General features: G+C 44.4%; 14 protein-coding genes. 5 read left to right on the top strand and 9 right to left on the bottom strand.

The window, feature by feature from the left end; all coding sequences use genetic code 11:
* Window positions 1–422: 422 nt before the first annotated feature.
* The 3 genes from ACL9RM_RS08465 to ACL9RM_RS08455 all read right to left on the bottom strand — a co-directional run bounded on the left by ACL9RM_RS08465 (window position 423) and on the right by ACL9RM_RS08455 (window position 1620).
* Window positions 423–731: a hypothetical protein gene (locus ACL9RM_RS08465; RefSeq protein WP_069290967.1), complete on the bottom strand. Its 309-nt coding sequence runs from the start codon at window positions 729–731 to the stop codon at window positions 423–425.
* Window positions 732–830: 99 nt separating this feature from the next.
* A complete protein-coding gene (locus ACL9RM_RS08460) occupies window positions 831–953 on the bottom strand; it encodes a hypothetical protein (RefSeq protein ID WP_414126290.1) in 123 nt (40 codons plus the stop codon).
* Between the two features lie 337 nt (window positions 954–1290).
* Entirely contained in the window at window positions 1291–1620 is a 330-nt protein-coding gene (locus ACL9RM_RS08455) for a hypothetical protein (protein ID WP_023986776.1), read from the bottom strand.
* A gap of 141 nt (window positions 1621–1761) precedes the next feature.
* Between ACL9RM_RS08455 and ACL9RM_RS08450 the strand changes: the two genes are divergently transcribed.
* Complete coding sequence (locus tag ACL9RM_RS08450) at window positions 1762–2130, top strand: VOC family protein (RefSeq protein WP_029516003.1); 369 nt, start codon at window positions 1762–1764, stop codon at window positions 2128–2130.
* Here ACL9RM_RS08450 and ACL9RM_RS08445 read toward each other — a convergent pair.
* The 3 genes from ACL9RM_RS08445 to ACL9RM_RS08435 form a co-directional block, all read right to left on the bottom strand.
* On the bottom strand, window positions 2115–3779 hold the full coding sequence (locus tag ACL9RM_RS08445) for a CoA-disulfide reductase (RefSeq protein WP_250267323.1): 1665 nt from the start codon (window positions 3777–3779) through the stop codon (window positions 2115–2117). The genes ACL9RM_RS08450 and ACL9RM_RS08445 overlap by 16 nt on opposite strands.
* 191 nt (window positions 3780–3970) lie before the next feature.
* Entirely contained in the window at window positions 3971–5263 is a 1293-nt protein-coding gene (locus ACL9RM_RS08440; protein WP_023986774.1) for a homocysteine synthase, read from the bottom strand.
* Window positions 5264–5415: 152 nt separating this feature from the next.
* Entirely contained in the window at window positions 5416–6036 is a 621-nt protein-coding gene (locus ACL9RM_RS08435; protein ID WP_414126307.1) for a flavin reductase family protein, read from the bottom strand.
* A gap of 116 nt (window positions 6037–6152) precedes the next feature.
* Between ACL9RM_RS08435 and ACL9RM_RS08430 the strand changes: the two genes are divergently transcribed.
* Entirely contained in the window at window positions 6153–6842 is a 690-nt protein-coding gene (locus ACL9RM_RS08430; protein ID WP_209940884.1) for an ArsR/SmtB family transcription factor, read from the top strand.
* 147 nt (window positions 6843–6989) lie between these two features.
* Here the strand turns inward: ACL9RM_RS08430 and ACL9RM_RS08425 are convergent, their stop codons facing one another.
* Window positions 6990–7583, bottom strand: coding sequence for a dienelactone hydrolase family protein (locus ACL9RM_RS08425; protein WP_250267322.1), 594 nt, complete (start codon window positions 7581–7583; stop codon window positions 6990–6992).
* Window positions 7567–8421, bottom strand: a complete 855-nt coding sequence (locus ACL9RM_RS08420) for an aminoglycoside 6-adenylyltransferase (RefSeq protein ID WP_250267321.1) — start codon at window positions 8419–8421, stop codon at window positions 7567–7569. Before ACL9RM_RS08420 ends, ACL9RM_RS08425 begins: the two co-directional genes overlap by 17 nt.
* A gap of 175 nt (window positions 8422–8596) precedes the next feature.
* Here ACL9RM_RS08420 and ACL9RM_RS08415 point away from each other — a divergent pair, with 175 nt between their 5' ends.
* The 3 genes from ACL9RM_RS08415 (at window position 8597) to ACL9RM_RS08405 (ending at window position 10499) form a co-directional block, all read left to right on the top strand.
* Window positions 8597–9139 carry a GNAT family N-acetyltransferase gene (locus ACL9RM_RS08415; protein ID WP_250267320.1) on the top strand — a complete coding sequence of 181 codons (543 nt, stop codon included), beginning with the start codon at window positions 8597–8599 and terminating at the stop codon, window positions 9137–9139.
* Between the two features lie 17 nt (window positions 9140–9156).
* The gene (locus ACL9RM_RS08410; protein WP_250267319.1) at window positions 9157–9522 is read left to right on the top strand and encodes a cupin domain-containing protein; all 366 of its coding nucleotides are present in this window, start codon (window positions 9157–9159) and stop codon (window positions 9520–9522) included.
* Between the two features lie 77 nt (window positions 9523–9599).
* Window positions 9600–10499, top strand: coding sequence for an alpha/beta hydrolase family protein (locus ACL9RM_RS08405; protein ID WP_250267318.1), 900 nt, complete (start codon window positions 9600–9602; stop codon window positions 10497–10499).
* 134 nt (window positions 10500–10633) lie between these two features.
* On the opposite strand, the gene ACL9RM_RS08400 is transcribed toward ACL9RM_RS08405, so the two are convergent.
* Entirely contained in the window at window positions 10634–11449 is an 816-nt protein-coding gene (locus tag ACL9RM_RS08400) for a DUF2935 domain-containing protein (RefSeq protein ID WP_165178845.1), read from the bottom strand.
* Between the last annotated feature and the right edge of the window lie 58 nt (window positions 11450–11507).

The raw sequence follows: 11507 nt of genomic DNA, 5'->3' as shown, positions 1-11507 counted from the left end.
ATTTTGAGCTTTTGCCGAAGATTTTCACATTCACACTGGCGCGGTCATCGGAGCCGCAAGGACGAAAGAGAGGTAGGGCTTTTGTCGTTTGGAAAATGAACAGTGGAATCACACTGCCCCTTATGAACATGCTGACCATATAATGCAAGGTAGCAGGGGTTGAATATATATTATGCCATCAAACGATGAAGTTTGAGCAGGCCGTGCAGTATATGCAAACTGCACCATCCTCCGGATGATCCCCGGGGGATTTTTCATATACGGAAAGCATATTTATGAACAAAAAAGTGGCCCTGCCGATACATCGGCAGGGCCTATAGCTTGATCAAAAAGGGGTTAATAGGGTCATTATAGTCTCGCTTTCTTAAAACTAAATGATATGCACCTTAAAAACTCATTAATTTTCCAGTTTTATATACCTTCTAATAATTCGTCCAATATTCTGTACCATCGGGCGGCATCGTTTGCGTAGTGGAACGTCTTGTTTCCGCTTGGGTGCGCCTTTGGGTCGAGGGACGTTCCCACCCTTCCAGTAAAACAACATGCTGGGTACCCGAATTGTTTTCCCAAGTGATGTAACGCTCCTGTTCCATATGTCGCAAGGCGGCTGTAATTTCAGCGTCTCGCTTGCCTGTTTTTACGGTCAATTCCGCCATTGTGGGCATGTGGCGATGCTGGGCGAAATAATTATACAAAATACGTAGCAGCTTTCGTTCCAAATCTGGCAACATCGTCTTCCCTCCTACAAAGAACATATGTTCCCATTATAACATATAAAAATGCACCCTCCTACTGGAAGATGCATTCGGGCTTGTATGCCCATGTTGAATTTAGTTTTTTCCCTTCTCCTGACGACCAATAGAGCGCAACCACCAGGCGATTCCACCAACACTTCCAAGTGCCAGAACCGTTAAGAAAATAATATAGAACAAATGAAATGCACGATCACTCATGGCAATCGCCTCCTTACTTTATGTATACACTTTCCAGCTAAGCCTGTAAACCTCTTTTTAGTCCCACATTCTAATTTTCCCCAAGCACTCGACAATAGATACTTGCTTGAGATCCATCGGTACATACTAACTAAAAGTGGTTAATACCAAATATGAGACAGACCAAGGAGGTTATTGAATATGAAATTCCTATTGATCGTGATCATCGTCGTGCTAATCGTTGTATTGCTTATGAGAAGACGTAGATAAGCAGAGACATCCTCCATCGTAAAAAAATACAAAAAAAGGCTTTCGGTACATCACCGAAAGCCTTTATCCATCTGAGGTTAAGGCTAAATTACGCCTTGTTCTTCTTGTTATATTTAATAAAAGCAATTACAAGCGCTACAGCAAACAATATTCCGCTGACCACCCATGTTGTCAGAAATGCCATACCCAAACCGACATTAGACCCCATCGTCGGGTGATTCATGGCAGTAAACACTGATCCCTGCATCATAAATATGGTACAGAACAAAACAACGGGCGCTAAAATAATCGTGCTTGCTGTCTTCCGAGTACCAGATACTGCGATCACGCACAGAGCGGAAATCACCAAGATTACCCAATATATAACTGCTTCCCAAATCACTGAAGTGCCCACCTGTTCAACCTCTTTTCTATCCATTCGTATATACCTCTTCTATTGTAACAGACGTCACACAGTGAACCAAGCCATAATTTGATCAGAAGAGGGGTAAACCCTGCGGATAACGTAAATAATGTACAGTAGCGATCCTACACCAAAGACATGAAAGGAAATGATCCCATGAGAAGTGCAAGTCCTTTTGTCATTGTAAACGATGTGCAGCAGTCCATTGATTATTACCAATCGGTGTTAGGTGGGAAAATCAAAGTGCTAAACAAGCAGGAAGGCAGACTCTTGCACGCTGAACTTCACCTGGGTAGCAGTCATATCCATTTTTCAGATTCCTACGGTAAACCGCTGAAAGCGCAGCATGTCCAAATCATTCTCGACTGTGAAAGTGAGGACGAGCTTAAGCAAGCTTACCACGCACTAGCAGAAAAAGGTACCGTTACCGTGGAGCTACAAGATACTTTCTTTGGTGCGCTGCACGGCGAAGTAACGGATCACCTCAACCAGATTGGATGGGTGATGAACTATTTTAAGAGATGATCACGTTCAGCCATAACCGAATACGTCTTATAGCCACCATCAACGTTCCTCACCCGATAACCGTATTGAGTCAAAATTCGGGCCGCAATATAGCCTCGCAGACCGACTTGGCAGGATACCGCGATCTCCAGATCACTAGGGATTTCTGCCATCCGCTCTCTAATCTCGGCCAGAGGAATATGAACAGAACCTGGAATGGCTCCTGCCTGTAGCTCCACCGCATCCCTTACATCAATTATAAGACCACCATTGCGGTGAAAATCATCAACTTCATGCCACTGTATCGTTTGGACCAGCCCATCCATGATATTCGAAGCCACGTAACCCGCCATATTCACAGGGTCTTTTGCTGAAGAATAGGGAGGTGCGTAAGCAAGTTCAATATCAGCCAGCTCACGGACGTTCAAATGACCACGAATAGCCGTCGCAATCACATCAATCCTTTTGTCTGCTCCATCAGCTCCAACAGCCTGCGCCCCATAGATCATCCCGTTCTCAGGATTAAAGAGCAGCTTCATAGCAATGGGTGATGCGCCAGGGTAATAGCCGGCATGTGAACCAGGATGAATATGAACAGCCTGATAAGGAACGCCCAGCCGCTGTAATGTTTTTTCATTATTACCTGTAGAAGCTGAAGTCAATGCAAAGGTCTTAATTACGGATGTTCCAAGCGCCCCATCATAAGAAATGGCTTGACCGTTAATATGATCCGCTACCAAACGCCCCTGACGATTGGCTCCCCAAGCTAGTGATACCATCGTTGCAAACCCATGATTGCGGTCTTTGACCTGGATGGCATCCCCCACCGCATAAATGGCCGGATCGCTGGTTTGCAGTTGGGCGTTGACCTGAATGGCGCCGCGAAAACCAAGTTCCAATCCGCTTTGCTTGGCCAACTCATTTTCAGGAACAACACCGATCGCCAGAATAACCATGTCCGTCTGAAGCACACCCCCGGAGGTCAATCGAAGTTGTGTACCCTGCTCTTCCAAAGCCGTGACTCCTTCCTCTAAACGCACCTCCACCCCGTTCAGCCTCATATGCTGTTCTACCCATTTGGCCATTTCAGGGTCCAGCGGATTCAATAATTGTTGACCCATATCAATAATAGTTACTGCAAGTCCACGCTCCCGCAAATTCTCGGCCATCTCCAGCCCAATAAATCCGGCCCCGATCACCGTGACATGCTGGGGATGTCTTTCATCTACATATGCCTTAATAACGTCCGTGTCATGAATGTTTCTTAATGTAAATACATTCACAGCTTCATGTAATCCGGGAATGTCCGGTATCATCGGTTTGGCTCCCGGCGACAATACCACAATATCGTACGGCTGCTCATCTGTTTCCCCTGTAATCATATCGCGGAAGCGGACGAGCTTCTGCTCGCGGTCTATTTGTATCACTTCTTTCAGTACCCTCACATCTATATTAAAACGGTCTCTTATCCCTTGAGGCGTCTGGAGAAACAGCTTCTCCCGCGCATGGATTGTCCCGCCAATATAGTAGGGAAGGCCACAGTTCGCAAAAGAAACATGCTCTCCGCGTTCAAACAGAATAATCTCGTCTTCCTCATTCCATCTACGCAATCTCGCAGCAGCAGAAGCTCCACCTGCTACCCCGCCAATAATAACTATTTTCCTATCCATTTCTTCCCCTCCTCATATACCCCACGGGGTATAATATATACCTATGGGGGTATGATGTCAACACGCAAAAAAAGACGGAGGTTGCCCCCCGCCTGATCAAACTCTGGACGAATACTGATCTGGGTCGGAAAATCACTTGCGATGCTACACGATTGCTCTGTCACACTTAGTCTAAGAAGGGTCTACTGCTACTACTGCTGGCTGGCCGCGATCGCCTGCTCCAGATCGTACAAAATATCGTCTATCGCTTCTGTCCCGACAGATAGGCGTAACAGCTCTGGTTTGACTCCGGCAGCGACCTGTTCTTCCACATTCAACTGCTGGTGTGTTGTGCTTGCCGGGTGAATAATTAAAGACTTGGAATCACCCACATTCGCCAAATGAGAAAATAGCTTTACATTCGCAATTAGCTTGCTTCCCGCTTGGCTTCCACCTTTAATACCGAAGGTCAGAATCGCTCCCTGTCCCTTTGGCAAGTATTTCTGAGCTAATTCGTAGGACGGGTGGCTTGGCAGCCCGGTGTAGCTGACCCACTCCACATCCTTGTGGCCTTCGAGATATTGCGCTACCTTCAAGGCATTTTGACTATGTCTTTCCAGCCGCAAATGAAGTGTCTCCAAGCCCTGAAGCAGCAGCCATGAATTAAACGGAGAAATCGCCGCTCCCAAGTCCCGCAGTAATTGGACCCGTGCCTTGATAATATATGCGATAGGCCCTACCGCCTCGGTGTAAACAACTCCGTGGTAGCTCGGGTCCGGCTCAGTCAGTCCTGGGAAACGACCACTCGCTTTCCAGTCAAACTTGCCGCTGTCCACGATCACCCCACCAATAGACGTGCCGTGCCCGCCAATAAACTTCGTTGCAGAATGCACAACAATGTCCGCTCCGTATTCGATAGGACGCAACAAGTAAGGACTTGGGAACGTGTTATCCACAATCAGCGGAATACCATATTCGTGCGCAATCGCCGCTACAGCTTCCACATCCAGCACATTGCCCTGTGGGTTGCCAATCGTTTCGGCAAATAATGCCTTCGTCTTATCTGTAATGGCTTTGCGGAAGTTCTCTGGGTCATCCGAATCGACAAAATGTACTTTAATGCCCAATTTCGGCAGTGTTGTAGAAAATAGATTATATGTACCGCCATACAGACTGGAGGCCGACACAATTTCATCCCCAGCTCCCGCAATATTCAGGATGGAGAAGGAAATTGCCGCTGCTCCCGAAGCCGTTGCCAACGCACCAGCCCCGCCTTCCAACGCGGCGATCCGTTGCTCGAATACATCCGTGGTCGGATTCATCAGACGCGTATAAATGTTGCCGAATTCTTTCAGCGAGAACAAATCAGCCGCATGCTCCGCATCCCGAAATCCATATGAAGTGGTTTGATACAACGGAACGGCGCGGGCAAAGGTAGTAGGATCAATTTGTTGTCCGGCATGGACAGCGAGAGTTTCGAATGACAGCTTGCGTTCTTCTGACATGATTATTTCCTCCCTTGTTATACGTGTTGTATGAATCGTCTCTTCCTGTATGCGTACTCATGGATGATTTTTCAATCATTCTCGCACAAAAAGAACGATTTGGGAAGATAATTCTCATTATTCAGGTAGGATATTATAATTTTATTGAAATATCAGGTTTCAGATCGGAATGTTTTGCCCAAATGCTCACCCAGGCCAAAGTAATGGCGGAAATTATAGATGAGTGGGCTCCATTTTGTCGGATCAATATGGTTCTCGCCGAGGATGATATCCTGATGAACATGCACCTGTATGGCTTGAGTTTCGACGATCGCAAAATAAGGAGAATGGTCAGGAATTCTTACATCCTTCACCTTGGCTTCAATTTGAATAGGACATTCCCTGATTCGGGCGGGCTTGACCCTATTCGACTCCATCGAAGTTAGTCCGCTGATCTCATACTTATCTTTATGGTGCATAAATCCATGTTCCTTCTTTTCCGCCGGAACAGGATTCTTGCCTGTATAAGGAGCCAAACGTTCTACATTTTCCCACATCGAAGGCCCCGGGACGTTGATTACACATTCGGCATGCCGCTCCATATTTTCTAATGCTTTGCCACCTGTTCCAATGCCTAGTACCACACAATCTCCTAATGCCCACGAGGAGGAAATGGGGCTAATATTGGTTGTTCCATCCTCATTCAGCGTGTTGAGTAAAATTACAGGGGTTCCGTAATATAAAATGCTAGGGTTAATCGTTATAACATCTGGGCTATGTTTCATCTCATTCATCTGATGTATTGGGTTCATCATCTCTTCTCCTTCTATTCAGATCTACCTCCCTATTGTAAAATATAAATATTTCAACCTTCATCGAAGTATGGATTACAAAGGGGGATAATCGTGCCATGAGTACCAAGTCAAATGTAGCTATGATTGCTTCTCTTGTTAGCGAGCCTTCCCGTGCAGCTATCCTCACCGCTTTATTAGACGGCAGGTTCCACACGGCAAGTGAATTGGCCCATATGGCAGGCATCAAACCGCAAACAGCCAGCTTCCATCTGGCAAAAATGACCGAGGCACAAGTCGTTACTGTGGAAAAACAGGGGCGGCACCGTTACTATGGCATTCAAGACCCCGAAGTTGCCCGGGTGATGGAGTCATTTTTATCCATAGCTCCGCCTGTCCCTATCCATTCATTCAAACATGCCTCTGAAAACGAGGCCCTACGGTTGGCAAGAACTTGCTACGATCATGTTGCAGGTCAATTAGGCGTACAGCTCATGAATTTTTTCATTCAAAAGGGGATTCTTTTCGAGGATCAGGACGGGCTTCATATCACGGAACCAGGAGAGGCTTTCTTCACTGACTTTCAGATTGATCTAAAAAAAACAAGACAAAAGCGCCGCTCCTTCTCACATAAATGCCTGGATTGGAGTGAACGACGCCATCACCTTGCAGGTGCTTTAGGAAGTGCTGTTCTAGACAGATTATTCGAATTAAATTGGATCGAGCGTCTGCCCACAACCCGAGCGATACGTATTACAGCCGATGGTAAAAGAGGTTTTAAAGAGATATTTTCGATAGAAGTCGACTAGATCATCATAGTTCTAGTCCTTCTCTTATTCCGCATTGGATTTTATGATTGGAGACAAGGCCAGTTGTTTTCTCGTCATTGGACGGACATAGGCATAATTGTTCAACCGATCATTACTATCATCTAACCAAGTGAAGCTGTTCATTGATCAACCTTCCTTGAAGAACTCTACCATTTCTTTAAATGATTGCTGAGCTGAGTGTACGTCATATCGGGAAGAGTACGGGTCACTGAATCCGTGCTGTCCACTGAATTTATGTACCCGGATATTACGGTTGTCTAAAGTTGAAATGAGCTCATCCACATTAAATGATGGTTCTTCCTGTGGGAAAAAAAGTAGTATTGGACCATGTGGAGCTATTTCTAAATAATTTCTAATACGAGAGCCATAGTATCCTACGATTCCATCAACATACTTTTCTTTACTACACAGCCAGGCAATCGTTGCCCCTATGCTAAATCCGACGATAAATACCTTTTTATAACGAGCTCGAATACTTAATAATAAACTTTCGATATGATAGAAAGCACGGTCAAATCCTACATTCTCCATAAAATTGGTGTAGGCAGTTTCCTCTTGCGAATAGTCATAAGGCGTTTCCTTGCCTAGTAAATTTGGACAAATGACGTCATAACCCTGATCTGATAATAAGCTACAAAAATTTTGTATATGCTGGTTAATCCCATAAATCTCATGCAGCACAACAATTAGGGTGTCCGACTTTTTATCTATGCTTATCATATTGTCCCCCTAACCAGGATTGGATATGGGAAAATAATTCATCCGGATACGCGTATTTATACTTAGCTGCCACTTCCGAGGATAACCGTTTGAACAACTCAAAGGATACGACCAGTGCTTCCCAACTATGATTAGGGTCGTATTCCCCAAAAGATTTTTTCAAATCAGCAACGACATCTTGATCAGCCCATTCATTTATGGATTTCCCTGCATGCCAAGTATCATATTCCGATCCATGTACAGCTTTTGCATGCCACTCTATCATTTGCAGCAATAATTGTTTACAGTCCATATCTCTTTGCTTAGCTACCCACAGATCATTGCGCAAAATTTGTTTAGCCACATAGAGAGAGGCGAAGCAATACATGTTAACAACCTGTAGATAAGCACCTTCAGATATCGGAGGAGTATCCGGGATCGTAGTGGTTTGAGGGATGATGTGGTTTCCATTTCCCGTCTTATCGAGCAGCATCCTAACCCCACGCTGAAATCCTTCAGGAATACGTCCATTTTTGATTATATGATCCAGATCAGAAGTATGACGGAATAGAAAATCAACCTCAGCCCCCTGATCAAAAAGAACGAGTTTTTCCGGATCTCCTTTTGCCGTTCGAAACATAAAGCTGGTCCAAACCTTGCCGATGTTTAGTAACCATTGATCATTTTGAAGATAGTAATCTGGATTCGTTGAAAAGACGACTACATCCAAGTCAGAAAACTCATCAAAAGGTTTGTTCTCTCTTGCCCGAGACCCAACGATATAAACCGCAATAATTTCCTCATTAGAGATTCCCCATTCGGATATACGCTCCTCAAGCACTTCGTAAGCATTATTCATTACAATATATCCTCCTTTTTTAGAAAACATTATATCCAATCCAATAATTACGGTATATATTTTTAGTTAACATTCAAAGGAATTTTTCCTGATATACACCAATCATCAAATCATTTCCCAATCTTCATCCTGTGATATAATTCTTTCAATATTACAGTTTGGAAGGATGGTGCAAATGTCGGAGCAGCGAGTATACATCCGGTTCTCTGAGGAGACGGACGCCGCAGAGTTGGCAGCAATGTACAAGCGCAATCAGGAGTTCTTTGATAAGTTTTCGCCAAACAACCAAGAGAAGTACTATACGGAGGAGTACCAGCTCCAGACGATTATTAAGAGCAAGACCGACATGATGGAGGATCGGAAATATTCCTTTGTGATATGCCACAAGGAGGACGACCGGATTATAGGCAGCATAGGTCTATCTTTTGTGGTGAGAGGACCGCTTCAGAGCTGTATGATCGGATACAGCCTAGACCAAGCATATAACGGCAAGGGTTATACGACGGAGGCGGTGAAGCAGGTGGTTCGCTATGCTTTCGATGAGCTAAAGTTTCACCGGATCTTCGGGGAAGCCTCTCCTCGGAATCCAGGATCCATCCGTGTGCTTGAGAAGGCTGGCTTTCACAAAGAAGGCATCTCTCGAAGCAACGTAAAGATTAACGGAAAGTGGGAGGATCACCAGGTACTGGCAATTATAAATCCGTCTGAGGATATCTAGTTTAAAAGGAGGGTATTATGAAGTATCAATCAATCAAACTGCATGAAAAGTTATCTAAATTTAGTGATCATTGGTCTCCGAAAGTTATTGGTGAAATGAATGACTATCAATTTAAATTGGTGAAAATAGTTGGGGATTTTGTATGGCACGATCATCAAGATACCGACGAGGTCTTTATTGTACTTGAAGGCGAGATGTTCATTGATTTTAGAGATGGACGGGTACAGATTTCTCAGGGAGAAATGTTTATTGTACCTAAGGGGGTCGAACACAAGCCATTCGCACATGAAGAGTGCCATATCATGCTAGTAGAGCCAAGAGGTGTAGTAAATACTGGAGGAGCGGAGTCAGAATTAACGGCAGTCAATGATATTTGGATTTAAAATGCAATAATGACAAGCATTAATACAGAATAAACATACGTATTTTGTGCTAATTCGAGAAAGGAAAGGTATGGTGGATGATAAGAAACGCAGAATTTAAGAATAGTTATGCAGGATGGCGAGAAGTAGAAATAAAGGATTCCTCCCTAGGCATTACATTTCCCATGACGGTAATGTATCCAGCGGACGAGCCCGAACAAATAGAGCGATTGGGTCCATACCAGTTAGAGTTGGCGAGAGAGGCAGAGCCATCGGAAGGAAGGTTCCCTTTGGTTATCATCTCTCACGGTACTGGCAGTACGCCGCTTGTGTATCGGATTTTGGCGCAGTATTTAGCACGCAACGGTTTTATTGTCGGCATTCCAGAGCATCCATTTAACAATCGTAATGACAATAGTTTGGAAGGAACAGCCCAGAATCTTATCTATAGACCTAGACACCTTAATATGGCTACCGACTGGTTTTTCGACAGCATGCTGTTCAAGGACGAATTAATACAGAATGCTGTGTCGCTCATCGGACATTCCATGGGCGGTTACACGGCATTAGCAGCGGCGGGTGGCGTGCCGACTTCTTTTCCTCACGAGACCCCGGACGGGAAACCTCAGCTTATAGAGGCTACACCAAATCACCGAGTAAAATGCCTCGTTTTACTATCACCAGCGTCGGTCTGGTTTCGAGTTGAAGGTAGCTTGCGTGCGGTTAATCTACCTATTTTAATGATGGATGCAGAGAAGGATCAGTACACTCCTTCTTTACACGCGCGTTTAATATTGGATGGCGTGCCAGATCCTAAGAAGGTACAATACAAAACCGTAAAAAACGCCGGACATTTCTCCTTTCTGAGTCCTTTCCCGGAATCGATGAGGACTCCGGCATTTCTCCAATCGCAAGACCCTCCCGGCTTTGATCGCGAACATTTCCATAGGATGCTCAATGCTGACATATTGGATTTTCTATGTACTCATACACGTTAGTTGGATGACAACAGCGGCTGTCTAAGACTTTATTTTTTCAGGTCTTGGTCTGCCGCTGTTTGATTTTTGTTCAGTCTAAAGCTTTATTTCCACTGGATAATTTACAGAAACTGTACTCTTTTTACTGGGCTCTCTCAGTGCATGATTTCTCTCTTGTTCACCTTAACACCTGATAAGGATTGATCAAACATATCGAGAATAAAAAGGAACCTCTCCGCTTCACGAAATACATGATCGGCCAATAGAGGATGGATAATGCTTTTTATTCGGCACTCGTCGATTAAATCACGCGCTGTTTTCTTAAAATCACGCAAGGACTTCACAGAGACACGATTTTCATCAACAAATTGACTCAGGAGTGGAACGGTTTGTGACTGTGGCCGCATATGACTTAAATCAATCGCTTGAAACATCAGCGCATCAAAATCATTACTAAACTCCCTAGCTTGTTCAACCAGTTTACGCTCGGATGGATCAAGCAAATGGCCTATAAATTTTGCGTGATCGGCCATGATTTTTAAGAAAAATACATTTTCATCAATAATTGCATCGGGTAATGGTTCAAGCTTCCCTGAATTGAGTTCTCCTAAACGGTTTCTGAAATAATTGGCTTCCCGGCTTATGTGATCTACCAGTAAAGGAAAATTGGTTTGTCCAGGAAGCTTGCATTGTAATATAAGGCCCAATACCATTCTCTTAAATGCCCAAATATTCGTCGCCGCATTCTGAACTTCCGTATTAAACTCTTTGATTGTATAAGGGTCTGTCTCGGTATTAAATTCATTCGACCTTTTCTCAATATCCTCAAAAATGGCGTAGAACCGATTGGCTTCTGTTTTAAGTTGAGTATCTTCCGCTCGAAAACCTAACCCCAGAAAAAAGGAATGCTCCTTCATGATCCTGGACCAAAATCGTATTTCATCTAATGAGCGTGAAACGAATGCATCCAATCATATCCCTCCTCTATGTGAGCAAAAAAAGCACTTACTTAGTCATATGGGATATGCC

Origin of the sequence: Paenibacillus sp. S29 (assembly GCF_049319765.1) — a bacterium.
Taxonomy (GTDB): domain Bacteria; phylum Bacillota; class Bacilli; order Paenibacillales; family Paenibacillaceae; genus Paenibacillus; species Paenibacillus polymyxa_B.
Note: the sequence above shows the minus strand (reverse complement) of the source record. Positions and strands in the feature narration are given on the sequence as shown.